The sequence below is a fragment of the Dyella jejuensis genome, from assembly GCF_044904675.1.
GTDB classification, from domain to species: Bacteria; Pseudomonadota; Gammaproteobacteria; order Xanthomonadales; family Rhodanobacteraceae; genus Dyella_B; species Dyella_B jejuensis.
On the sequence record NZ_JADIKJ010000010.1, the window covers coordinates 75,208 to 100,088 of the forward strand.

Here is a 24,881-nt window from a genome sequence, read left to right on the forward strand (position 1 = left end):
GCGCCGTGGCCGGCACGGTGAAGGAGGCGACCAACCCCAGCACATGCATTCCTGCCGAGGTATTGCATGCCCTGGACCTGGGCCGGTGCAACCGTCCGTTCGATTGGCTCGGACCGCATCGCCATGGCGAAGAATGGTACATAGGCACCGTCGCGCATGGCGCTGCCGCGGTCGAGATCGTCTTGTCGGACGGCCGCACGCGGCCCGCGCAACGTTGCGCGGAAGGCGTGTTCATCGCCGTGCTGCCGGGCCGGCCAGGCGGCTACACCGCCGACAGTTACCGCTTGCGCATCCAGTGGCCCACGGGCAAAGACACCATCTGCGATCCCTATGCGTTCGCCCCGTTGCTGACCGAGGGCACGCTGCGCGCGTTCCATGCGGGCGAGCTGAGCCGTCCGGGCGACCTGCTCGGCGCCCATGTGCTGCATATCGGCGACACCACCGGCGTGCATTTCTCGGTGTGGGCGCCGAATGCGCAGCGTGTGTCGGTAGTGGGCGATTTCAACCAATGGGATGGCCGCCGCCACGTCATGCGACGCCACGAGCAGGAAGGCCTATGGGAAATCTTCATTCCGCACGTGCGCGCCGGCGCCCTGTATAAGTTCGAGTTGCTCGATCGCCATGGCACTCTGCTGCCGCTCAAGGCCGATCCGATGGCGCGGCAAACCGAGATGCCGCCGGCCACGGCGTCGGTGGTAGCCGCGCCGCTGACGATCACCTGGCATGATGCGTCCTGGATCGAGCACCGCGCATCCATGGAGTTCGATTACGCGCCGCTTTCCATCTACGAAGTGCATGTCGGTTCCTGGCAGTGGGACGAGCACGGCCGGCCGCTCACCTGGGACGCGCTCGCAAAGCGGCTGATTCCCTATGTGCAGGCGCAGGGCTTCACGCATATCGAGCTGCTGCCGGTGAGCGAATATCCGTTCGGCGGCTCCTGGGGCTACCAGCCGATCGCGATGTATGCGCCGACCGCGCGCCTGGGTACGCCGGACGCCTTCGCCCGCTTCGTCGATTCCTGCCACGTCGCCGGGATCGGCGTGATCGTCGACTGGGTCAGCGCGCACTTCCCTTCCGACGAACATGGCCTGCGCGATTTCGACGGCACCGCGCTGTACGAGCACAGCGATCCGCGCGAGGGCGTGCACCAGGATTGGGACACGCTGATCTATAACTACGGTCGCCACGAAGTGCGCCAGTTCCTGCTTGGCAGCGCGGTCGAATGGATACGCCATTTTCATATCGACGGACTGCGCGTGGATGCGGTGGCAAGCATGCTCTATCGCGACTACAGCCGGGCCGAAGGCGAATGGATCCCGAACAAGCACGGCGGCCGCGAAAACCTGGAAGCGATCGCCTTTCTGCAGGAACTCAACGCCACTATCGCGCGCGAGCACGCCGGCATCCTGGTGATGGCCGAAGAATCCACCGCCTGGCCCGGCGTTACCCGGCGCATCGACCAGGGCGGCCTTGGCTTCAACTACAAATGGAACATGGGCTGGATGCACGACTGCCTGCGTTACATGCAGCGCGACCCGCTCTATCGCCGCTATCACCACGACGATCTCACCTTCGGCATGGTGTATGCGTATTCGGAAAAATTCGTGCTGCCGCTCTCACACGACGAAGTGGTACACGGCAAGGGTTCGCTGATCGCGCGGATGCCGGGCGATCGCTGGCAACAGTTCGCCAACCTGCGCGCCTTCTATGGCTTCATGTGGGGACATCCGGGCAAAAAGCTGTTGTTCATGGGCGGCGAATTCGCCCAGCAACGCGAATGGCATCACGACCGTCCGCTGGATTGGCACCTGTTGGACGATCCACTGCATCGCGGCATGCAGCAGCTGGTGGGCGATCTCAATCGCCTGCTGATCCATGAGCCGGCATTGCACCGCGCCAGCCACGATCCGGAAGGTTTCCAATGGGTGGTGGGCGACGACACGCATAATTCGGTCTATGCCTTCCTGCGCTACGGTGGCGAACACGTCCCGCCGATCCTGGTGGTCTGCAATTTCACGCCGGAAGTTCGCCACCGCTATCGCGTCGGCGTACCCGAAGGCGGCATATGGCGCGAGCTGTGCAATACCGACAGCGGTCACTACGGCGGCTCCAACCTGGGCAACGGCGGGCAATTGCATGCCGATGCGAACGGACAGCACGGACAGCCGTATTCGCTGGAGTTGCTGCTGCCGCCACTGGCCACGCTGATCCTGCGGCCGGACAGGAGCGAGGCGTGAATGCAAGCGCCCAGGCGCCCGCCACGTCCATCCACCGATGCACGTATGGCGCGCAGGTGCTGGATGACGGCAGTACGCGCTTTTGCCTGTGGGCACCCGGGGCCGCGCACGTCCAATTGCTGATCGACGGCCGCGCGCAGGCGATGGCGCGCGACGAGGAAGGCAACCACCTATTGATCACCCAGGCACCGGCCGGCACGCGCTATGTTTATCGCGTGGATGGCCGGCAAGTGCCCGATCCCGCCTCGCGCGCGCAACCCGGCGGTGTGTCCGGCGCAAGCATGGTGGTCGACCCGGCCGACTATGCATGGCGCTGCGACACCTGGCACGGTGCGCCATGGCACACCGCCGTGATCTGCGAGCTGCATGTCGGTGCGCTGGGCGGCTTCGACCAAGTGTGCGCATGCTTGCCGCGCCTGGCGGCGTGCGGCTTCACCGCGATCGAGCTGATGCCGATCGCCTCGTTCCAGGGCGATCGCAACTGGGGCTACGATGGCGTGCTGCCGTACGCACCGGATGCCTCCTACGGCACGCCGGCTTCGCTCAAGGCGATGATCGACGAAGCGCACCGGCTTGGCCTGGCGGTGATCCTGGACGTGGTCTACAACCACTTCGGCCCGGTCGGCAACGAACTGCCCAACTACGTCCCGGAGTTTTTCCGCGCGGACATCCATACGCCGTGGGGCGCGGCGATCGATTTTTGCCGTCCGCAAGTAGCGCGCTATTTCATCGACAACGCGCTGATGTGGATCAACGAATATCGCTTCGATGGGCTGCGCCTGGACGCGGTGCATGCGATCCAGCCGCCGGCCTTCCTGGAGGAATTCGCCGCCGCCGTGCGCCGCACCTGCCTGCCGCACGGACGCCAGGTCTGGCTGATCCTGGAAAACGAGCACAATGCGGCCGGACTGTTGCGCGGCGACTACGACGCGCAGTGGAACGACGACGCGCACAACGCGCTGCATGTGTTGTTGACCGGCGAGCACGAGGGCTACTACGCCGATTTCGCCGGCGACCCCACCGGCGAGGTCGCCAAGGCCCTGGCCGAGGGTTTCGTGTTCCAGGGCCAGCATGACCGGCGCGGCATCTCGCGCGGCGAACCCAGCCAGGACCTTCATCCCACTTCGTTCGTGTTGTTCTTGCAGAACCACGATCAGATCGGCAACCGTCCCATGGGCGAGCGGTTGACCTGCCTGGCCGATGAAGCCGACCTGCGCGCGGCGATGGTGCTGGTGGCGCTCAGTCCGATGATCCCGCTGTACTTCATGGGCGAGCCATGGGGCTGCCGCACGCCGTTCTACTATTTCACCGACTATGACGGCGAACTGGCCACCCAGGTACGCGAAGGCCGGCGCGAAGAGTTCGCGCATTTCTCCGGTTTCGCCGACCCGGCCCGGCGCGAGCGCATACCCGATCCGAACGCACTGGAAACCTTCGCCGCATCGATCCCGCGCGTAACGGACGAAGCTCGCGCCGCCGACTGGGAACGCTGGTTCGCGGGGCTGTTGCAGTTGCGCCGGCAACATCTCGTGCCGCGCCTGCAAGACTGCTATGCCCTGGGGTGCGAAGTATTGGCCGACAAGGCCGTCTTCGCGCGCTGGCGACTCGGCGACGGGCATTATTGGGAAATGGCCTTGAACGTATCCGGCAATGACGTGCCGCTGCCGCGCGATCCGGCCACCAGGGTGATCTGGATCGAACCACAGGACGCGATGGACGCGCTCGACAGCGGTGTCCTCAAGGCGCATGCCGCCGTAGTGCTGGCGAGGGAGATGCAAGATGAGCGACTCATCGCTTGAAGCGCTCGCGCACGCCGCCGGCATCGCGGTACAATGGACGGATGCGTTCGGCCAGGCGCAACACTTGTCGGACGAGGCATTGCACGGATTGCTGGCCGCCCTGCAACTGCCCGCGCACGATCTGGCCAGTCGCCGCTCCAGCCTGAACCTGCTGCACGAACGGCATAAGCTACTGCCGGCGCTGGTGACCGTAGACGCCGGCGACCGGTGCATGCTGCCATCGCCAGCGCTGGCCGGATCCGCCGTGCTGTACCACGAATCGGGCGCGACGCATGCGATCGAAATCGATGCGCAAGGTGGTTTCCAGGCGCCTGCCGACTACGGTTACTACCGGTTGGCCATCGGCACGCGCGAAATCACCCTGGCGGTGGCGCCCGTGCGTTGCTTCGGCGTCAGTGACAGCCTCGCGCAACCCGACGCGCACGCATGGGGCGTCGGCGCACAGGTGTATGCGTTGCGCCACGCTAACGATGGCGGCGTCGGCGACAGCCGCGCGGTGGCCGCACTGGCTGCCGCCACCGGCCGTGCCGGCGGCGATGCGCTGGCATTGAGCCCGCTGCATGCGATCAGCCCGATCGGACAACACTACAGTCCGTATTCGCCCTCCGACCGCGGTTTCCTCAATTGGCTCCATGCCGATCCCGCGCAACTGCTTGGCGAGGCCGCGCTGCACGCCGCGATCCAGGAAGCGGGCATTGCGCCGGCATGGGATAGCGCGCACAAGAACCGGCTGGTCGACTGGCCCAAGACCTATGCCATGCGCCGCAGTGTCTGGCGCATGTTGTACGAACAATTCGCGCATGCGCCTCGCGGTTTGCGCGAAGACTTCGATGCGTTCGTGCGCCAGGGCGGCCAGCGCTTGCGCGACCATGCCTTGATTGCAGCGCGCCAGGCTTTCGCCGCGCTGCGCGGCGAATCCACCTCCTGGCGCCACTGGGAACACGAATGGCAGGAAGACGCCCCGGCCGCGGATGCGTTCGCCGGCATGCACGATGTGGAGCTGGCATTCGAAACATTCTTGCAGTGGCTGGCCGCGCGCTGCTGGGAACGCACGCAACAGCAGGCACGCGACGAAGGACAACGCATCGGCCTGATCTGGGACCTCGCCGTGGGCTTCGAGCCCGGCGGCGGCGAAGCATGGAGCCATCGACAACATCTGTTGCAGGGCCTGGAACTGGGTGCGCCGCCGGATGCATTCAATCCGTCCGGCCAGCAATGGGGCATCACCTCTTATTCGCCGTGGGGGCTGGCATCCTCGGGCTTCGCGCCTTTTATCCAGCTGCTGCGCGCGAACATGGCGCGCGGCGGCGGCGTGCGCATCGACCATGTGATCGGCTTTCGCCGCCTATGGATACTGCCGGAAGGCGGATCGGCTGCCGCGGGCGGCTACATCCGCTTGCCGCTGGAAGACATGCTGCGACTGGTGGCGCTGGAATCGTGGCGCAATCGCTGCATTGTCATCGGCGAAGATCTCGGCACGGTGCCGGAAGGCTTTCGCGACTTGCTCGCAGCCAAGGGGCTGCTCGGCATCGACGTGCTGCTTTTCACCCGTGACGGGCACGGCCGATTCCTGCCGCCGGAACGCTGGCGCCCGAGCGCCATCGCTACCACTACCACCCACGACCTGCCGCCCCTGCTGGGATGGCGCGAAGGACTGGATATCGCACACCTTGCCGCGGCACACGAATGGCCCGATGAAGCACGCGACCGGCGCCAGCACGAACGGCAGGCGGACGTGGCGCAGCTGGATCGCGCATTGGCGGCGAACGCCGGTCCTTCGCAAGCATTGGCGGCGAACGCCGGTCCTTCGCAAGCATTGGCGGCGAACGCCGGTCCTTCGCAAGCATTGCCGCCGCACGCCGATAAGGCAGAGATTTGCCGGCGCAGCTTCCAATACATCGCGCGCGCGCCCTCGCCGCTCCGGCTGATCCCTCTGGAAGACGCACTTTGCAGAAAGGAACAACCCAATCTTCCCGGCACCGTAAGCAGCTATCCGAACTGGCGGCACCGTCTGCCAGAGGCCACGCTCACGACACTGCCACCGGTATTGCAATCGCTGGGCGGCACGTTGAAAGGCAGCGCATGAGCGAACTGCGCGCCACCATCCGCTTGCAGCTCAACCGTGAATTCGGTTTGCTGGCGGCTGCCGAACAGGTGCCTTATTTCGCCGCGCTCGGGCTCAGCCATGTCTATCTTTCGCCGATCGCGATGGCCCGGCCCGGCTCGACGCACGGCTACGACGTAATCGATCCGATGATCGTCAATCCCGAGCTTGGCGGCGAACCCGCGCTCGCCCGGCTCGCGCATACGCTGCATACGCATGGCATGGGCGCGATCCTCGACATCGTACCCAACCACATGGCCGCCGATGTCGCCAATCCATGGTGGAACGATGTCTTGGCGCTCGGCCGCGCCAGCCGCTATGCGCATTTCTTCGATATCGACTGGCAGGCACCCGAGACGGGAGGCAAACTGTGGCTGCCGGTGTTGTCCATCCCGCTGGAGCAGGCGTTGGCCCGCGATGAACTGAAGGTGGAGCGGCATGTCGGCGGCACCACCATCGCGTTGAGCGCGGCCGGCGCCAAGCTGCCGCTTTCCGAGCAAAGCCTGCGCCTGCTGTTCGACCTGGCCGGCCACGCACTGCCGCGCTTCAAGGCATCCGCGGATGCGCTCGATGCGGTGCGGCTGGCCATGCAGGACGAGCAAAGCCGCGCGCACATCGACCGGGCCATCGCGCAGTTGCACGCCGACCGTTCGCTGATGCGACGGTTCCTGGACCTGCAGCATTACCGGCTGGCCTGGTGGCGCAGCGGCAGCCAGGTGATCAACTATCGCCGCTTCTTCGATATCGACGGACTGGTTGCGCTGGCGATGGAACGCGACGATGTGTTCGACGCCGTGCACGCGCTGCCCTTGCGCCTGATCCGCGAAGGGGTGATCGATGGGCTGCGCCTGGACCATGTCGACGGCCTCAGCCAACCGCGCGAATACCTGCGCAAATTGCGCCTGCGCACCGACCGTGCCGCGCGCAGCGACCCGCGCCAGGCAGCCCGGCGCATCACCCTGCACGTAGAAAAAATCCTGGCGCACGACGAAACGCTGCGTGGCGACTGGCCGGTGGATGGCAGTACCGGCTACGACTTCATGAACCAGGTCGGCGCGTTGCAACACGATGCGCAAGGACATGACGTACTGGCCGACGCATGGACCGCACTGACCGGACGCTCCGCCCGTTTCAGCGACGAGGAACGCGCCGCGCGGCGCGAAATCCTCGCCACCAGCCTTGCCACCGATCTCTATCGCTGCACGCGCGCCTTCCATCGCTATATCGAAGACATGCCCGAGCATGGCGATTTCACCTTGCCGGCGCTGCGCGACGTGCTGGCCGATGTGCTGCAATACATGCCGGTTTATCGCACCTACCTGGGCACGGGCGTGGTGACCGATGAAGATCGCCGCACACTCGAACATGTGTTCGAGCGCGCGATGAAAGATGGCGATCCGGACCTTGTCGCACAGCGCGCCTATTTGCGCCAATACCTGCTGGAAACCAGGGCGCGCTGGCTGGCTACCGTTTCGCAGCGGCGCCACCTGCAAGTCGCGCGCCGCCTGTTCGAGCAACTGTCCACCTCGCTCAACGCCAAGGCGGTGGAGGACACCGCCTTCTATCGCTACGGCGTCCTGTTGTCGCGCAACGAAGTCGGCGGCGATCCGCGCGTCTTCGCGCTCGATCCAGCACGCTTCCATAGCCTGATGCAGCAGCGCGCCGCGCAGGCGCCGCGCGCACTGCTCGCCACCGCCACCCACGATCACAAGCGCGGCGAAGATACCCGTGCACGGCTCGCCGTATTGAGCGAACGCGCGCCCTGGTTCGTGCAGCAGGCCCGTGCCTGGATCAGCGCGCTGAACGGTCCGCGCCGGCCGTCGAACGGCACGCTCTGGATGTTGCTGCAGAGCATCCTGGCCGCGTGGCCACTGGCGATGCGCCAGGACGATGACGAAGCGTTGCGTGCCTTCGCCGAACGCCTCGAGCGCTGGCTGTTGAAGGCCGAGCGCGAAGCGAAGCTGCACACGCGCTGGACTACGCCGAACCATGGTTACGAAGAAGCCTGCCGCAACGCTGTGCACGACCTGCTGCTCGCACCGGAGCATGGCTCGTTGCGCGACAGCCTGCACGACGCGGCTCGCAGCCTCGACGCAGCCGGTGCAGTCAATGGCCTGGCCGCGGTGACGCTGCGCCTCACCGTGCCGGGCGTTCCCGATCTTTATCAAGGTACCGAATACTGGGACCAGTCGCTGGTCGATCCGGATAATCGCCGGCCGGTGGACTACGCGACGCGCAAGGCGACGTTCGACGGCAATATCCTTCCCGGCCGCCTGCTCGCGCATTACCGCGATGGCGTGATCAAGCAGCAGGTGATCCACCGCCTGTTGCGTGCGCGAAAGCGCTGGCCGGATTTGTTCGCACGCGGCAGCTACGAGCCGCTCGATATCTCCGGCCTGCGCGCGCAGCATGTCGTCGCCTTCACGCGCCAGCACCATGGACATCAATTGCTGGTCGTCGTGCCGCGCCTGTGTGCCGAAGCTTTCGACGCCAGTGGACGGCCACTGGCGGACGCGGCTTTCTGGGCCGATACCACCGTGGCCTGTCCCCGCGATGACGGCGCGTGCACCTTCACTGATTTATTTACTCATCGGACGCATGCACGCGACGCGGCGGGATTGCCCGCCCGAGCGCTTTTTTCCGAATGGCCCGTGGCCGTATTGATTTCCGAGTCCAACCCATGAATGCAACACCTACTCCCGCCGAGCGGCAAGCTCGCATCAGCGAGATCGCCCACAGCATCTGGGAATCGGAAGGACGCCCTTCCGACCAGGCGCTACGCCACTGGCAGATGGCGGAAAAACTGGTGCAGGCGGAAGAACGCCACGCCGCACAGTCTTCTTCCGGGCAAAGCGAGCAATCCGCGGGAAGCCGATGAAACGGAACCATACACGCCGAACGAACCACCAAGCTGGCCGCTGCCGGTGCGGCGGTTGTAGCAGGCGCTGCCATTGGCTTCAGCCTACGAGCAAAGTACATGAATCATTCGATTTACCGGTATCCGGAGCTAGGTCTTGAGGATGGATGCCATGACTAAGCCCGCACGCGCGCAGCAGGCCGCGGAGAAAACATTCCATGCTGCCAGCCTGCGCGAAGGCCTGCCCTTCCCGCTTGGCGCAACCTGGGATGGCCTGGGCGTGAACTTCGCGCTGTTTTCCGCCAACGCCAGCATGGTCGAATTGTGCCTGTTCGATGAACTGGGCCGGGAAACCGAGCGCATCGCGCTACCCGAATACACCGACGAGATCTGGCATGGGTACCTGCCCGACGTGCGGCCGGGCCAGTTGTACGGCTATCGCGTGCATGGCCCTTACGAACCCGAAGCGGGCCACCGCTTCAATCCCAACAAGCTGCTGCTCGATCCGTATGCCAAGCAGATCATCGGCGAACTGATCTGGCACGACGCTTTGTTCGGCTACACCATCGGCCACCCGGACGGCGACCTCAGCTTCGACGACCGTGACAGCGCGCCGTACATGCCCAAGTCGCGCGTCATCGACCCGGCATTCACCTGGGGCAATCACTACTGGCCAGGCATACCGTGGGATCGCAGCGTGATCTACGAGACGCACGTGCGCGGCTACACCATGCTGCATCCGCAAGTGCCCGAAAAACTGCGCGGCACGTTCGCCGGGCTGGCGCACCAGCCGGTGGTGGATTACATCAAGTCGCTGGGGGTGACCTCGGTGGAACTGATGCCGATCCATGCCTTCATCGACGACAAGCATTTGCTCGACGCGGGGCTGCGCAACTACTGGGGCTACAACACCATCGGCTTCTTCGCGCCGCACCCCCGCTACATGGCCGCGCCCACGGTGGCGGAGTTCAAGGAAATGGTGGCGCATTTCCATGAGGCCGGGCTGGAAGTGATCCTCGACGTGGTCTACAACCACACTGCCGAGGGCAATCACCTGGGGCCGACGCTATCGCTGCGCGGCATCGACAACGCCACCTACTACCGGCTCGCCGATGACCGCCGCACGTACATCAACGATACCGGCACCGGCAACACGCTGGACTTGAGCCATTCGCGCGTCCTGCAAATGGTGATGGATTCGCTGCGCTACTGGGCGACGGAAATGCGCGTGGACGGCTTCCGCTTCGACCTGGCTACCATCCTTGGACGCGAATCGCACGGCTTCGACCAGGGCGGCGGCTTCCTCGACGCATGCCGGCAGGATCCGGTGCTCGGCCGCGTCAAGCTGATTGCCGAACCCTGGGACATCGGCCCGGGCGGTTACCAGGCGGGCAAATTCTCGCCGGGCTGGGCGGAGTGGAACGACCGTTTCCGCGATGCCACGCGCGCGTTCTGGCGCGGCGACGAAGGCCGCCTGCCGGAATTCGCCACGCGCCTGACCGGCTCGGCGGACCTGTTCGACCAGCGCGGCCGCCGGCCCTATGCGTCGATCAATTTCGTGACCGCGCACGACGGCTTCACCCTGCACGACCTGGTCAGCTACGACCACAAGCACAACGAGGCCAATCGCGAAAACAACCGCGACGGCACCGACAACAACCTCAACTGGAACCACGGCGAGGAAGGCTATACGGACGACCCGGACATTCTTGCGCTGCGCCAGCGGCAGATGCGCAACCTGCTCGCCTCCGTGCTGCTCGCGCAAGGCACGCCGATGCTGCTGGCCGGCGACGAATTCGCCCGCACGCAAGGCGGCAACAATAACGCCTACTGCCAGGACAACAATGTCACCTGGCTGGACTGGCTCGGCGCCACCCAGCAGCGCGACCTGACCGACTTCGTGCGCCGGCTCACGCGCCTGCGCCGCGATTACCCGCTGCTGCGGCGCAGCCGCTTCCTGCGCGGCATCGTGGATGAGGAATCGGGAATCCGCGAGGTCACCTGGCTTACCCAGGATGGCCGTGAACTCAGCGAGGAGCAATGGCACGATCCGCATCAGCGCTGCCTGATGATGCTGCTGGATGGCCGCGCCAAACCCACTGGCCTGAAACGGCCGGGCGTGGACAACACGCTGCTGCTGCTGATCAATGGACACTTCGAGGATGTGCCCTTCGTGCTGCCGGCCATCCCGGGCAAGATGGAATGGCGCCTGCTGGTCAGCACGGCGCCGGATGCGAACGTGCAGGCCATCGAATCGGGCAGCATCACGCTTTGCGCGCGCTCGCTGGCGCTCTATCGCGCGCGACCCATCAAGTCGCGCTGAGGCGGGCGCCATGGGCAAGCCGGTGTTGACGGAACCATGAAATGCTTACGCCTCTGCGCGCCACGTTCAAGCAAGCCATAACCGGCTTCAACGAAGACGAGCTGTTTACGCGCGCCGCGGCGATCGCCTACTACTCCGCGCTGTCGATGGCTCCGATCATCGTCTTGATGCTATGGCTGCTTTCGCTGTTGCGCGCACAATGGCAGCCGCAGCTCGCCGGCGCCTTGACGTCGATCATGGGCCGCGAGGCGGCCTCGACCGTGATCCTTATCGTCAACAACGCGAAATCGCGTCCGGCGCTGGGCAACGTGGCGGGCATCCTCGGCGTGGTGGTTACTTTTTTCAGCGCGTCGGCGGTGTTCGCGCAGTTGCAGGGCACGCTCAACCGCATCTGGCACGTGGAGGAACCCCGACACGGCGCCATCAGCGCCTGGTTCAAGGCGCGCGCGCGCGCATTCGGCCTGGTAATCGGCATCGCTTTCCTGCTGATCATCTCGTTCGCGGTCAGCGCGCTCATCCACCTGATGATCCCCTATGACTCGGTCGCCTGGTCGGTCTTCGAATACGTGGTTTCGCTGGTGATATTCGTGACCGCATTCGGCGCGATGTACCGCGTGCTGCCGGATACCGAGATCGCCTGGGTGGATGCCGGCTGGGGAGCGCTGCTTACCACGGTGCTGTTCACCCTGGGCAAATACGCTATCGAGCTGTATATCCAGCATGCCAGCATCGGCGGGGCGTATGGGCCCGCCGGCGGCCTGGTGGTAATGCTGACCTGGGTGTATTACGCATCGTTCGTGGTCCTGCTGGGCGCCGAGCTGACGCACGGGCTGGCGGTTGCGCGAGGACGCGCCGCGCCGGGCAATGCCGTGGTTCCCGGCGCCGAAAAAAAATAGGCGCCCGCCAGGCGAAGCTGTGGTTTATCGCTGGTCGATGACCTTGGCCACCGCATCCGCCAGCATGGCCTGCGAGAACGGCTTGGACAGGCGCGGAAGTGCCGCATGCAGCCCCGGCGGCAATTCGGCGTAGCCGGTGGCGAGGATGATCGGCAGTGCGGGCCGCAGCTTGCGCACTTCGGCCACCAGTTGCGCGCCGGTCATGTGCGGCATGGCGTGATCGGTGATCAGCAAGTCGAACGGCGTGTGCTGCAGCATGCCCAGGGCCTGCCTGCCGGAGCGGGCGGGTATCACCTGGTAGCCAAGGTCTTCCAGCATCTCCACGGTATTCATCAGCACGAGATCGTCGTCATCCACGACCAGCACGGCGGCCGATGGCATGGCGCTGCGACGAGCCTCCGGCACGTACTCCACCGGATTGATCGCAACGGGCGTCGCGTCCGGCAGTGCTGGCAGCCAGATCTCGGCGGTGGTGCCGCTCCCCGGTTCGCTGCGCATGCGCAATACGCCGCCGGATTGCTCGGCCAGCCCGTGCACCATCGACAGGCCCAGCCCGGTGCCCTTGCCCACGCCCTTGGTGGTGAAGAACGGTTCGGTGGCGCGCTTGAGGGTAGCCTCGTCCATGCCTTCGCCGAAGTCGGTGACGGACAGGCAAACATAGCGTCCCGGTTTCAACCCGCCGTCGCTGCTGGCCACGGACTCCTCGCGCATCTCGATGACGATCGATCCTTCTCCATGCATGGCATCGCGCGCGTTCACCGCAAGATTGAGCAAGGCGGACTCGAGCTGGTTCGCGTCCGCTTCGACGGCGGGCAGCTCCTTGGGGAAACGGGTTTCCACCCGGATCGTGGCGCCGAGCGAACGTTGCAGCAATTCGGTCATGCCTTCGATCAGCCGGCGCGGATCGATGCGCTCGGGTTTCAAATCCTGGCGGCGCGCGAAGGCAAGCATGCGGCGCGTCAGCGAAGCGCCGCGGTCGGCTCCGGCCTTGGCGATGTCGAGCAGGCGCAGCAGCGGCGGATCTTCCGGCATGCGCCGGCGCAGCATTTCCAGGCTGCCGAGCACCGCCATCAGCAGATTGTTGAAATCGTGGGCGATGCCGCCGGTGAGGTTGCCCAGCGCTTCCATCTTCTGCACCTGCTGCAGCGCCTGTTCGGCCTTCACGCGCGCCGTTTTCTCCACCGCCTCAGGCACCATCGCGACGACTTCGCCGTTTTCGTCCTTGACCGGACGCAGGGAGAAATCGAACAACCTCAGGCCGGTAGGCAGTTGCAACGCCAGGCTGAGGTTTTCGGTATCGCCAGCCGCGACCCGCGCCACCGCCGCGCGCACCCGCTCGGGCATGCCAGGGGTGCCGGTGAACCATGGCGTTTCCCAGAAGGGACGGCCTACGACATCGGCCAGCTCCGCTTCGATACCGGCAAGCGCGGTGGCATTGGCGTAGCGGAGCACGCCGTCGACTGACATCAGTCCCTGGTAGAGATGCGAAGATTCGAAGATGGTGCGAATGTTCGCTTCGCTGCGTTCGAGCGCCGCGGTGCGCTCGGCCACCTTCGCTTCCAGTTCCTGCCGGAAACGCTGCGCGCCCTGGCGCACCGCTTCTTCCGAGCGCACGCGCTCGATATGCGCCCAGGAACGCTCGGTTACCTCGATCACCAGCGCCAGTTCGTGGGGCTGCCATTCGCGTGGCACCTTGTCGTGCACGGCCATCAACGCGGTGAGCTGGCCCTGCTTGATCAGCGGCATGCTGACGGTGGCGGCGATGCCCAGCTGGCGATAGCGCGCGGCCACTTCGGGCGCCAGCTCGCCGGAGATATCGTCGAGGACGAGCGGCCGGCCGGCGCGAAGCTGTTGTACCGTCACCTCGCCGAAACTCGCCAGGCTGTAGCGACCCACGATGCTGGATGATCCCGTAGCGGTCCAGTCGCCGCGCACGGTAACCAGATCCCCGTCGGGCGCCACATCGGCGTAGGCGCAGATGGCGGCGCGCAGATGCCGGCCGAGCATGCGGGTGGTGATACCGAGGATCTCGTCAGCCTTGCTCGCGCGTGCGGTTTCGTTGGCGAACGCATCGAGGAAACGCAGGCGCGCTTCGTTCTGGCGCAGCGATTCCTCCGCCTGCCGGCGCGCAGTGATGTCGCTGGCGGTACCGAACCATTCGACGATCCGGCCGTGCTCGTCGAGCAGCGGAATCGCGCGCGACAGCATCCAGCCCGGCGAACCGTCGACCCGGCGCACCCGATGCTCCAGCTGGAAAATGCTTTTGTCGGCGATCGCCCGCCGGATGGCCGCGGAAACGGCCGGTTGGTCTTCCGCATCGACGTAGGCGTCGAGCCAGTCGTTCCTGGGCGATATCGTGTCGGAGATGAAACCCTTGCCTTCCAGGTATTGCAGCCTGGTCCAATCCGGGTCCATCCGGTAGACCACGTCGGAGGTGGCGTTGACCAGCACGCGGAAGCGTTCTTCGCTGCTTTGCACCAGCGCTTCGGCCGCCGACCTTTCGGTGATGTCATGCCCTTCGATGAAAATGCCGCTGACCTGGCCACCGGCATCCAGCATGGGCTGGCAGACGAAGTCGAGCACGCGCCACTCTTCCTGCGCGCCCAGCTCGCGCTGCAGGCTGACTTTGGTCGCCGTGCCGACGAAGGCCGTGCCGCTGGCATAGACACGGTCGAGCAATTGGACGAAACCTTGCCGGGCAACATCCGGCAGCGCTTCGCGCAGCGGCCTGCCAAGCACGTGGCGGTCACCGATCAATTGCATGAAAGCGTGGTTGGCCAATTCGAACACATGCCCGGTGCCGCGCACCATCGCCATCATGCCGGGTGCCTGCTCGAACAGGCGCGCAAGGCGGCTGCGCTCGGCCTGCATGTGCCGCACCGCCAGTACGTGTTCGGTGGTTTCCACCACGATGGCGATCACGCCAGCGGGACGGCCGCTTTCATCCAGCACCGGCGAGTAATCGAGGTTCATCCACACCTGCTCGGGCCGGCCGTGGCGATGCAGCGTGAGTTCCTGGTCCTTGTAGGCCAGCGTGCCGCCGGCGAGGCCGACCTTCATCACGTTGTCGTTGAAGTCCGCCACTTCCGGCCAGCCCTTGCGCACTTCCGAACCGAGCAGCCCGGGATGACGTCCGCCGGCAAACCCCGAGTAGGCATCGTTGTAGATCATGATGCCCTTCTCGCCCCACAGCAGCACGATCGGCACCGGCGACAACAGCAGCAGCGCGGTGACCGACTTCAGGCTCTGCGGCCATTCTCCCAGGGGCCCGAGCCCGGTATCGGACCAGTCGAAGGCGCGGATCCGTTGTCCCATTTCGCTGTCCGCCGGGGGAAACGCCGTTGAAGGATCAAAAGACGAATCGCTCGCTTCGGCCTGAATCTGGAATGGTTTCAAAGGGCAGCCTCTGCTATCGATACCGATGCCTGTCCGGATATTTTTGTCCTCCAGTCGTGCGCAGATTACCGCATACGGCATGGCATACGAATGGTGTGCGCGGTCGCCGAGGCGGCGCTTGCGGCAGGCAGGGCGCCGCCGCGTGCACAGCCCGCGGCACGGCGTAAGAACGTTATCACGCTGCGTGCTACGAGGCTTTCACCCGCAATGTGGGAAACAGTTGGCATTGGACGCACGTCGCCCCTCGTCGAGATTGAACCCCATGCATTGGCTGGACCCCAACTACCTGCCCGAAACCCAAGGCACCCTGGAACGCTTCGTCTTGAATCCAGAAGGCGACGTCGACGGCATGTTGCTGACCGACGGCACCGAAATCCACACGCCGCCGCATCTGTCGCGGCAGCTGGTAGAAGCGTTATCGCCCGGATCGAAACTTTCGGTGCGCGGCGTCAAGCCGCGTGACGGCGATGTAATCGTAGCCATTGCCATCAGCCCGGCCGATGGCGAATCCATCGTGGACCAGGGTCCGGATGAAGCGCATCACAAGGCACACCATAAGAAGCACCACAAGAAACGCCAGGAAAAGCCGGTCATTCATTGCGGCATGATCGCGCGCCTTTTGCATGGCCCCAAGGGCGACGTGCATGGGGTTCTGCTTACCGATGAAACCGTCGTGCGTTTTCCGCCCCATGTTGGCCAGGCGCATGATGCATTGTTGCTGCCGAAGGGCGAGCTATGGGTGCGCGGGCACTTGGTCGCCAATGAACAAGGAAAGTCGATCGTCGCGCACGCGCTGGCGAGCGATCCGGATGCGCTGGAAGCCGCGCAGGATGAGGATGAATTGGCCTGATGCCCGTGCGTCGCCCCTTCGACCGTCGGAGGGCAGCAAGTTTGCTTATTTCCGGAAGGCTCGAATCCAGGCCGGTCGGATCGTGCGAATTACCCATGCCGGAAACATTCGTGCGGTCAAAAACTGAATAGCCACTTTCGCCATGGTGACGGGTAGCGCCAGGGAAACGCCAAGGATGCCCTGCCCGCCGCCAGGCATCCGGTGCCCGAACCTGGCGTTCCATCGACGTGAAATCTGCCCTGACGCGCACTCTGCGCAGCGTTGAGATGTGCGATGCCATAGTCCCCGGCGCCTGGAACCGCTACCGCGTTCCGCCAACGAGCCGGACATGCCATGTCGCTGATACTGATCATCGTTCTCCTGATCATCCTGTTTGGCGCGCTGCCAACCTGGCCTTACAGCCGTTCATGGGGTTACTACCCGTTCGGCGGCGTGGGTGTGGTAGTGGTCATCATCATCGTCTTGCTGCTATTGGGCATCATCTGATCAACGCGAAAGCACGTGCGGGATATTGCGCGGCAATCCAATGAAAACGATAAAGAAAAAAAATGAAAACATCCGTTTATTGCACCACCCGCACGCTTGAGCAGACCGAAGCCATTGTCGATGACCTCAAGCGCGCCGGCTTCGGCAGCGATGAAATTTCCGCCTTGTTGCCAGACCAGCGCGGCACCCGCGACTTCGCTCACGAACACAACACCAAGGCGCCCGAGGGCGCTACGGCGGGTGGCGTCGCCGGCCTTGGCGTCGGCGCGGCGGTCGGCTGGCTGGCCGGTGCCGGCGCGCTGGCGATTCCGGGCTTAGGTCCACTGATCGCGGCCGGGCCGATCCTGGCGGCGTTGAGCGGCGCGGCGCTGGGCACCACCGCCGGCGGCATCATTGGCGCCCTGGTCGGCATGGGCGTGCCTGAATTCGAGGCCAAGCGCTTCGACGGCAAGCTCCGGCAGGGCGGCATGCTGATTTCGGTGCATGCGCAAGACGCCAACCAGCGCAATGCGGCGAAGGCTATTTTCGAGCAACACAACGCCGACGATATCACTTCAGGCGCCGAAGCCCATGCTCTCGCCCGTTGACTCATGTCATCGGACCGCCGTTCGATAGTCACCTTCGTGCAAAAGGTTCGCGCTTTCATTCTTATGTCGGCCATGCCCAAGACCCCCGCCCCCCCACGACCCAGCCAAGCGCGAAAGCCGGTATTCCTTTCCGCGTTGCGCTTGCGTGTTTCCACCGCCTTCGCCCAGCGACGCACGGCCCGGGCCGTGCCCGGCCCCGTGCCGCATCGGGACACGGCGCTGACGACCCCACTCGCCCAACAGGTGGAAGAGCGGTTGGGCACGCCCTCGCTTTTTTACAGCAGCGCGGCCGAAGCGCCCGGACTGGACCAGCAACTGTGGGAGCAGGCGAAGGCGGCCTATCTGGATATTCCTTTGCCTTCGGTGTTCAAGGAACGGTTGTTCGTACATTTGTCGCGTTTTTGCGAGATGCGTTACTGCATCGTGCGCCACGTCGGATTCCTGGTCGGCCGCGGGCATCCGTCAGGCGATCCGTCCGCGACGCCGGAAACGATCGAGCAGGCGATAGAACTGCTTTGCCGTCCGGTTCCCAACGTCTCCGAACTGGAAGCGGCGCTGGCCCGGCTGGAAGCCTATCCGGCGCCCGATGGCATCCCCGCGCCGCGCACGCTGGCCGAAAGCGACCTGTTTGATGCGCTGACCGTGATGTTCGTGGTGCCGACCGGTTCCATGCAGGCGCGCAACGCCGTGCGCCGTGCCGTAGGCAACGCGAAATTCGAATTCCTGGCCGCGTTCCTCGCCTTCATCCGTACCGCGCATTACTGGACCGAAACCCATCCGGACCTGCCGTTCGAAAACGACATGATCTTGTTGATGGCGCAACGCAAGGACCTGGCGCGCTTGCTGCTGGATACCGCCGAAGCCGAGCGCGTACACGCGGGCGACGCCCTGCGCGAAGCGCTGACCGGCCAGTTGCAGGTGTTGAATACCGAACTGCAGCACCGCACGCGCAACTTGCTCAGCGTGATCCAGGCGGTATTCGACAGGACCCTGTCCAAGCATCGCACCCTGGAGAATTTTGCCGAGGTGTTCTCGGCGCGGCTCGATGCGCTCAGCCGCGTACAGACCTATCTCTCGCGTCTGGTAGGAGGAGAAAAGGTTACCTTCGACGGCTTGCTGCGCACCGAACTGGCAGCCCATGCCGCCTCATTGCGGCAGATCACGCTGGACGGCCCGGATGGCGTGCGCCTGCGCTCGACCACCTTGCAGACATTCGCGCTGGCGATCCACGAATTGGCGGTCAACGCCGTGAAATACGGCGCGCTATCCTGCCCCTCGGCGCACCTTACGGTGCGTTGGCGCCTGGAGTATGCCGATGGTCGCTCGCCCCTGCTGCACGTGCACTGGCAGGAATCGGGCGTGGATATGCAGCGTGCGCGCCATGAGGCCGTGCACGGCGGCTATGGCCGGGAATTGATAGAGCGGGCCTTGCCCTATCAACTGAAGGCCAAGACCAACTATGTGATGACGCCGGAAGGCGTGCGCTGCTCGATATCCGTACCGGTGCTGGCCTGAGCCGATAGCTCGCGCGTGCGGTCGTAACGTCTTGTAGATGTGGCGCACGCTAGCTTCATTGGTCCTGCATGCCAACAAATAAATGCATCGAGGGTGGAGCGTCTCATGGTTTCCAGCGAACTGCGCGGAAAGACCGTATTGATGGTCGAAGACGAGTACCTGATCGCTGACGCGCTCTGTTCCGCGTTCGAGATGCAGGATGTCCACGTGGTAGGGCCTTTCCCTACCGTGGCCGGCGCGGTCCAGGCCTTGGACCAGGGTGCAAAGGCGGACGTGGCGGTATTGGACGTCAATCTGAATGGCGAACGAGTCTACCCGCTGGCCGACCGGCTGATGGCCGACAACGTGCCGATCGTATTAACCACCGGCTACGACAGCGATGCCATTCCCTGCGGGTATGAGCACCTGCAGCGCTTGCAGAAACCCGTGCACCTGCGCGAGTTGTTCGATTGCCTCAGCGCGCTGATGGCGAAGTAGCTTTTACACTTCGATCCAATGAGTGGGTACGTAGAGTCACCACCGCTGGATTTCGTCGCATTGGAGGCAAGTGTGCGCCCTCAGCCCTCGCCCTCTCCCCTTGGGGAGAGGGCGGATAACGCAATCGATCAATGCTGCAACGAGTGCTTCAGCCGACTCATTTCATCGTGGCCGGATCGCACGGAACCGTAGGCCTGTTGCGCGACGGTGAGCGAGGAGGCGGAAAGCTTGCCGTCCTTGAACGCATCTTCGTACTTGGCCTTGATGTGGTCTTCACCGCGCTCTACTTCATCGATGACCACCCGGTCACCGGACTGCACCGAATTGCGCAGATTGAGAAATTTGCGATGCATCGATGCCAGCACCGTGCCGTCATCCTCGGGCTGGCCGCCCAGCGCCCTCACCTGCGACTGCAACGCTGCGGTTGCCGTGCGCCGTTCCACGGCGCGACGCTGGAAGATAGCTTTGAGTTCCGGATTCTTGACGTCGCCGGCCGCCTCCTTGTAGCCCTCGGCGCTGTCAATCGTCACTTCGATCAGTCCGTTCAATACACCGATATCGTCATCGTTGGTCGCCATGCTGCTTGCTCCGCGTCTGCGCGAGCGCACTGTCGCCCGCGCTTCGATCATTGCCCCCGCCGTGTAGACGAGAAGCGAGCCTTGCGTGAAAGAAGTGGGATGCGTGCCGCCGACTCACTTGTTACCGGCAAGGCTCACGGCTGCCTGTCGCGTGCTCTCGTTCGGGCGCGATGGCGCGCTCGGGTCGGTACGGCCGAGCGTGATATTTTTGGATGCGCGTACTTCGCGATTGGCAAACGTCCAGATCTCGCCCGTCTTGGTAATGAATACGGTCCAATACAGATCCGATTCCGGTCCGTAGTCGATCAGCACGTGGGCCATGCCTTCGCCCTTGGGCGTGTTCAGGGGCAACGGGGGATCGAGCTGCAGCATAGGCGTTCTCATGGGCATAGGATTGGTTGGTCGTCAGCGGCCGGCATGGGCGCGCGGCTGCAAGGTCATGGTGACAACATTGGCAGGCGCCAGCGGCAGGCGGTCATCCTGCTGCAAGGACTGGATTTCCAGTAACAGGCGCGCGTTACGCTCGATCAGCCGATGGTTCTGCGCCAGCAGTTGTCCACATAGGCGTTCGAGCTGCTTCAGGCGTTGCTCGGATACGTTTTTCATCGCTGCCTCCATTTACTGCGACTATCTCTTGGGCGAGGTGAAGCAGGCGTCTGTAGCAATGACCGCCTGTATACGCGCGTGTCTTGGCGCCACCACGCTCGCGTGACGCTGCCTTGACCCTGTTGGCCTGAGTCTTTGGCTGTTATCCCGAACGGAAAAGCAGACATGCAGATCAAAGCGCTGGGCCTCAACGGCACGCTGAAAAGCTCCTCTGAAACCTCATCCACCCAGAAACTGCTCGACCAGCTGTTACAGCGGCTGGGCGATTTCGGCGTGGAAACGAACTCGGTCCGGCTGGCGGACCGCCATATTCCGCCCGGCGTGAAAGCCGACGAAGGCGAAGGCGATCAATGGCCGGACATCCGCCGCCAGATGATGGACGCGCAGATCCTGGTGCTGGCCACGCCGATCTGGGTCGGCCAGCCCAGCAGCTTGATCAAGCGGGCCATCGAGCGCATGGATGCCTTCCTGGACGAGATCGACGAAGACGGCTATTACCCGACGTTCGGCAAAGTGGGAATCGTCGCGGTGGTCGGCAATGAGGATGGCGCGCACCATGTCGCGGCCGAGTTGTATCAGTCGCTGGCCGACTTCGGCTTCACCATTCCCGGCGGCAGCAATGCGTATTGGGTGGGCGAAGCCATGGGCAGCAAGAATTATGTCGATCTGGACAAGACGCCCGACAAACTGGTGGAGGCGATCGATACGCTTGCCTGCAATGCGGCGCACCTGGCGCACGTGCTGGCGAAGTCGCCTTATCCGCACGTGCCCAAAGGCGGCAAGTCGAAATGACTGCCATGCCTGCGGACCGGGCCATCGCGATGGCCTGGCCCGCAGGCGTGGTGGAGATCAGGCGCTCTTTCGCTGTTGCGCCGCGCGCTGGTTGCCACCCTGCTCGGCCAGCCTGGTAAGCTTTTCGTCGGCGCCCTTCTCTTCTTTGAGCGTATCCATGATCAGCGGGATCGCATCCTCGTAGCCAAGCTGTTTGGCTAACGCGGCCAACGTGCCATAGGACGCAATTTCATAGTGCTCCACTTTTTGCGCGCCGCCGATCAACGCGGCATCACGCAGCGGGCCCTTCTCCACTTCCTCGATCACTTCCTTGCCTTCTTCCACCAGCCCTTCCATGGCCGCGCATTTAATGCGCTTGAGCCGCAGATCGAGCAATTCGACGATCTTGTCGATACGTTCGACCTGGCCGTTGGTTTCTTCCAGGTGACTTTCAAAAGCCTGCGCAAGCTCGGGCGAGGATGAAGCGCGAGCCAATTTTGGCAGCGCTTTGGTCAATTGCTTTTCGGCGCTATAGATGTCCGAAAGTTCATGCACGAACAGTTCTTCGATGGATTTCACGGCCATGGGTCGGCCCTCTTGTCGGATGGTGGCGAGCCATCCACTCTAGAAGCAACGACGTCGCCGAACTGGCACTGGCGGGTGAAACAGGTGTGGTGCGCGCGACATGGCACCCTGTATCCGATGGATGCGACACCCAGACCTGCTGCGATGGCTACATTGCTGCAACGGTCCATACAACCGACGCGGCAATACGAAGACCGCTCCGAATACGCTAAAGGATGCGTGGCATAACGAAGAAGCGCCATCGCGACACACCCATATGCCAAGAGCCCGGCGCATCCCTGTACCGGGCTCTTTCTTTCCGATGGCTGCTGTGTTGCCGAAACAACGTCAACAGGCCTTGGAAAACGAGGGCTTTACCACCCTTAGGTCGTGCCGACCCGATCTTAGGTATTTTTGTGGCTTTGCTGGCCGGCCTTCACGTGTTGCTCGTGGGTACCGCCGCTGCTCTGCCTGCCGGCAGCTACATGCTGCTCATGGGTGGCATGATCACCGCCGCCGGCCTTCCCGCCTTTACTGGCGATCTTGCGCTGCTTGGACTCGTCCATCGAGGCGAATCCGCGGTTGCTTTTCTCGTTAGTCATTACATAACTCCAGTGAGGAACAGAATGTCCGTCTGTCGACGAACGGGGGCCACTCTAGGCACGCGCGGGTCAAATAGATTTGAGCCATGCGTGAATGCCGTTTTGCATCGGTGACAGGCCTGTCATGCGCAGAGAAAATTTATACCGTGCAACAGCACGGCCATCCGCCTGCATGCCTGGTTCAGAGGGAATTTTTCCCTAAGCGCGCATGAACGGAAGGATGAGGGATCGCGCTCGCCCTATTTTTTTCTTTGCGTCGCCCGATCGTTTTTCAGGCCCGCGCCTGCGATCGGCGATGACGGCTTGCAAAACATGCATGCCGCAAGGAGCTAAGGAGACCGGGCATCCTCGTCATGCGGATATCTTTTCGCGCCTCTCTCGAAGCGTCTTGTTCAAGCTGATGCACGCTGGCTAAATCTTCACCTTCTTTTTCCCACACATTCACGCCGCGCGCAGGCACACGGTAAAAAACTGGGCGCCCTCCCTGCAGCTTGCAACGAGAGCGTTTATGTCCGATCAGCTTAAAGCCGATACGTCCCCGCGAGGTTTCGCCGCCATGGATGAACATCGGCGCCGTGAAGTCGCCAGCCTTGGCGGCCGCATAGCCCATGCACGAGGCCGCGCCCACCAGTTCACGCCCGAAGAGGCGCGCAAGGCCGGCCAGAAGGGTGGCAGCCAGATAAGCCGCAATCGCAAGCACATGGCCGAACTCGGTCGTCGCAGCGGCCAGCAGGAGGAAGACATTCCCGAGCCTTCCGCACAACCATGATCGTGACGCAGTCAACCCTGCTGGTCGGCATTCTTGCTTTCGTGGCCTGGGTGGCCATGTCGCAATGGCGCGAAAGCCGTGCGCGCGGGAGCGGGATCAGCAAGGAAGACCGTCACTTCCTGCGTCAGGCGGTTGCGGTCGGCGCGAGCGAGGTGACCCTCAGCGAACTGGCGCTGCAAACCTCGACCGCCGTACCCGTACAACACCTGGCCAAACGCATCGTCGATGATCACTCGCAGGTGAATCGCAAACTGGCGAGCCTGGCCTGGCGCTACAAGGTAAACGTTTCGGCGCAGCCAAGCGCCGAAACGCAAGCCAGGGCGCGGCAACTGAACACCCTGCGCGGCTACGCCTTCGATTGCGCCTATGACGATGTCATCGTGGAAGACGAACTCAAGGCCATTGAACTGTTTACCGCCGCATCGCGTAGCGACAACCCGGATATTCGCCGACTTGCGGAAGCGACCCTGCCGACGCTGGACCTGCATCTGAAACTGGCAGAGAACCTGGAGACCGGCATGACGCATGCGGCCTTGCCACCGATGTAAGCCGCCGATTCCGCGCGTCGGCGGTCCTTGCCCATGCCGCGCATGCTTGCATTCCGGCGCACCGCGTCGAGTTTTTTTCATCCGCGCCCAGGCACTGTCTATCCTGCTGGTCGATGGCGACCGCACTCTTCGTCATGTCACCGCGGGCTAATGCGGATAAAGCGAACCGACCCTACGGCAAGCTGATGCGTTATCGGGAGCAGGTCAATTGATCATCCACGCCATCGGTCGCCAGCTGGGCGGCGGCGCCGGGTCGTCGATCGGCGGCGGCTCGGGATTGGGATCGACCAGCGGCGGACGGCCGGGTTGCGGAACTGGCGTTTCCGGGCCGGGCATCGGCGGCATCGGGCTCGGCGGTTTGACGGGGTCCGGCGGCGGTGCGGGCTGGGGATTACACGATATACGGAACACTGGCATCACTTCGACGGCATCGATCATCGGTCGGTCACAGGCTCGGGTACGGCAGCTCAATGCGGCGAGGAAACACGGTGCGATACCTTCGCCTTCTGCGAGCGAGCCTTCGAACGCTCCAGGTCCGCCTGCGCGACGATGCCGCAAAGCCGCCCTGCTTCATCGGTAATAGGAATACGCCGTACAGCTTCCTTGGCCATCAGGTTGGCTACGTCCTCGAGGCTGGCATCCTTGCCAAGCGAGACGGCGGGCGCGGTCATATAGGCATCGACCACGCAGGTATCGGGCGCATCGCCCGCGGCCACGCAGCGCACCACGATATCGCGGTCGGTAATCACGCCAACCAGCTGGTGGCGCTCGTCCACCACCGGTATCTCCCCGACGTCTGCTTCAAGCATCAGCCGGGCTACGCCCTGCAGGGAATCGCGCGCCGAACAGTAGCGCGGATTGGTTGTCATGATGTCGCTTGCTTGCATGAGGCTTTCACTCCAGCGTGGCCCAGACG

General features: G+C 63.9%; 23 protein-coding genes. 15 read left to right on the forward strand and 8 right to left on the reverse strand.

Features of this window, described 5'->3' with window-relative positions:
* The first annotated feature begins 5 nt into the window (after positions 1-5).
* The 7 genes from glgB (at position 6) to ISP15_RS10020 (ending at position 12,216) form a co-directional block, all read left to right on the forward strand.
* On the forward strand, positions 6-2,237 hold the full coding sequence (gene glgB / locus ISP15_RS09990) for a 1,4-alpha-glucan branching protein GlgB (RefSeq protein ID WP_404547271.1): 2,232 nt from the start codon (positions 6-8) through the stop codon (positions 2,235-2,237).
* Complete coding sequence (gene treZ / locus ISP15_RS09995) at positions 2,234-4,036, forward strand: malto-oligosyltrehalose trehalohydrolase (RefSeq protein WP_404547151.1); 1,803 nt, start codon at positions 2,234-2,236, stop codon at positions 4,034-4,036. The genes glgB and treZ overlap by 4 nt, the downstream gene beginning before the upstream one ends.
* Entirely contained in the window at positions 4,017-6,122 is a 2,106-nt protein-coding gene (gene malQ, locus ISP15_RS10000) for a 4-alpha-glucanotransferase (RefSeq protein ID WP_404547152.1), read from the forward strand. Before treZ ends, malQ begins: the two co-directional genes overlap by 20 nt.
* Positions 6,119-8,824, forward strand: a complete 2,706-nt coding sequence (gene treY, locus ISP15_RS10005) for a malto-oligosyltrehalose synthase (RefSeq protein ID WP_404547153.1) — start codon at positions 6,119-6,121, stop codon at positions 8,822-8,824. The genes malQ and treY overlap by 4 nt, the downstream gene beginning before the upstream one ends.
* The gene (locus ISP15_RS10010; protein WP_404547154.1) at positions 8,821-9,018 is read left to right on the forward strand and encodes a DUF2934 domain-containing protein; all 198 of its coding nucleotides are present in this window, start codon (positions 8,821-8,823) and stop codon (positions 9,016-9,018) included. Before treY ends, ISP15_RS10010 begins: the two co-directional genes overlap by 4 nt.
* Positions 9,019-9,169: 151 nt before the next feature.
* Positions 9,170-11,320: a glycogen debranching protein GlgX gene (gene glgX, locus ISP15_RS10015; protein WP_404547155.1), complete on the forward strand. Its 2,151-nt coding sequence runs from the start codon at positions 9,170-9,172 to the stop codon at positions 11,318-11,320.
* 41 nt (positions 11,321-11,361) lie between these two features.
* Positions 11,362-12,216 (forward strand): YihY/virulence factor BrkB family protein, encoded by an 855-nt coding sequence (locus ISP15_RS10020; protein ID WP_404547156.1) that lies wholly within the window; start codon positions 11,362-11,364, stop codon positions 12,214-12,216.
* Positions 12,217-12,240: 24 nt separating this feature from the next.
* Here the strand turns inward: ISP15_RS10020 and ISP15_RS10025 are convergent, their stop codons facing one another.
* Positions 12,241-15,531: a PAS domain-containing protein gene (locus ISP15_RS10025; RefSeq protein ID WP_404547157.1), complete on the reverse strand. Its 3,291-nt coding sequence runs from the start codon at positions 15,529-15,531 to the stop codon at positions 12,241-12,243.
* Between the two features lie 343 nt (positions 15,532-15,874).
* On the opposite strand from ISP15_RS10025, the gene ISP15_RS10030 reads away from it, so the two are divergent.
* The 5 genes from ISP15_RS10030 (at position 15,875) to ISP15_RS10050 (ending at position 19,527) form a co-directional block, all read left to right on the forward strand.
* Entirely contained in the window at positions 15,875-16,462 is a 588-nt protein-coding gene (locus ISP15_RS10030; RefSeq protein WP_404547159.1) for a hypothetical protein, read from the forward strand.
* A 333-nt stretch (positions 16,463-16,795) separates the two neighbouring features.
* Positions 16,796-16,948, forward strand: a complete 153-nt coding sequence (locus ISP15_RS10035) for a DUF3309 family protein (RefSeq protein WP_404547160.1) — start codon at positions 16,796-16,798, stop codon at positions 16,946-16,948.
* A 62-nt stretch (positions 16,949-17,010) separates the two neighbouring features.
* Positions 17,011-17,535, forward strand: a complete 525-nt coding sequence (locus ISP15_RS10040) for a hypothetical protein (protein ID WP_404547161.1) — start codon at positions 17,011-17,013, stop codon at positions 17,533-17,535.
* 3 nt (positions 17,536-17,538) lie between these two features.
* Entirely contained in the window at positions 17,539-19,050 is a 1,512-nt protein-coding gene (locus ISP15_RS10045; RefSeq protein WP_404547162.1) for a sensor histidine kinase, read from the forward strand.
* 105 nt (positions 19,051-19,155) lie between these two features.
* Complete coding sequence (locus ISP15_RS10050; protein WP_404547164.1) at positions 19,156-19,527, forward strand: response regulator; 372 nt, start codon at positions 19,156-19,158, stop codon at positions 19,525-19,527.
* Between the two features lie 128 nt (positions 19,528-19,655).
* On the opposite strand, the gene ISP15_RS10055 is transcribed toward ISP15_RS10050, so the two are convergent.
* The 3 genes from ISP15_RS10055 to ISP15_RS10065 all read right to left on the reverse strand — a co-directional run bounded on the left by ISP15_RS10055 (position 19,656) and on the right by ISP15_RS10065 (position 20,711).
* A complete protein-coding gene (locus tag ISP15_RS10055; RefSeq protein WP_404547165.1) occupies positions 19,656-20,105 on the reverse strand; it encodes a PA2169 family four-helix-bundle protein in 450 nt (149 codons plus the stop codon).
* Positions 20,106-20,219: 114 nt separating this feature from the next.
* Positions 20,220-20,477, reverse strand: a complete 258-nt coding sequence (locus ISP15_RS10060; RefSeq protein ID WP_404547166.1) for a hypothetical protein — start codon at positions 20,475-20,477, stop codon at positions 20,220-20,222.
* Positions 20,478-20,510: 33 nt separating this feature from the next.
* Positions 20,511-20,711, reverse strand: coding sequence for a hypothetical protein (locus tag ISP15_RS10065; RefSeq protein ID WP_404547168.1), 201 nt, complete (start codon positions 20,709-20,711; stop codon positions 20,511-20,513).
* Between the two features lie 165 nt (positions 20,712-20,876).
* Between ISP15_RS10065 and ISP15_RS10070 the strand changes: the two genes are divergently transcribed.
* Positions 20,877-21,503 carry a flavodoxin family protein gene (locus tag ISP15_RS10070; RefSeq protein ID WP_404547169.1) on the forward strand — a complete coding sequence of 209 codons (627 nt, stop codon included), beginning with the start codon at positions 20,877-20,879 and terminating at the stop codon, positions 21,501-21,503.
* Positions 21,504-21,560: 57 nt separating this feature from the next.
* Here the strand turns inward: ISP15_RS10070 and ISP15_RS10075 are convergent, their stop codons facing one another.
* Both ISP15_RS10075 and ISP15_RS10080 read right to left on the reverse strand, forming a co-directional pair.
* Positions 21,561-22,067 carry a YciE/YciF ferroxidase family protein gene (locus ISP15_RS10075; RefSeq protein ID WP_404547170.1) on the reverse strand — a complete coding sequence of 169 codons (507 nt, stop codon included), beginning with the start codon at positions 22,065-22,067 and terminating at the stop codon, positions 21,561-21,563.
* 383 nt (positions 22,068-22,450) lie between these two features.
* Positions 22,451-22,648 (reverse strand): KGG domain-containing protein, encoded by a 198-nt coding sequence (locus tag ISP15_RS10080; protein ID WP_404547171.1) that lies wholly within the window; start codon positions 22,646-22,648, stop codon positions 22,451-22,453.
* Between the two features lie 508 nt (positions 22,649-23,156).
* On the opposite strand from ISP15_RS10080, the gene ISP15_RS10085 reads away from it, so the two are divergent.
* Together ISP15_RS10085 and ISP15_RS10090 are read left to right on the forward strand one after the other, a co-directional pair.
* Positions 23,157-23,417, forward strand: coding sequence for a stress-induced protein (locus tag ISP15_RS10085; RefSeq protein ID WP_404547172.1), 261 nt, complete (start codon positions 23,157-23,159; stop codon positions 23,415-23,417).
* A 2-nt stretch (positions 23,418-23,419) separates the two neighbouring features.
* Positions 23,420-23,965, forward strand: a complete 546-nt coding sequence (locus ISP15_RS10090; RefSeq protein WP_404547173.1) for a DUF4142 domain-containing protein — start codon at positions 23,420-23,422, stop codon at positions 23,963-23,965.
* Between the two features lie 204 nt (positions 23,966-24,169).
* On the opposite strand, the gene ISP15_RS10095 is transcribed toward ISP15_RS10090, so the two are convergent.
* Positions 24,170-24,403, reverse strand: a complete 234-nt coding sequence (locus ISP15_RS10095) for a hypothetical protein (RefSeq protein ID WP_404547174.1) — start codon at positions 24,401-24,403, stop codon at positions 24,170-24,172.
* 29 nt (positions 24,404-24,432) lie between these two features.
* Positions 24,433-24,834, reverse strand: coding sequence for a CBS domain-containing protein (locus ISP15_RS10100; RefSeq protein ID WP_404547175.1), 402 nt, complete (start codon positions 24,832-24,834; stop codon positions 24,433-24,435).
* Positions 24,835-24,881 lie beyond the last annotated feature (47 nt).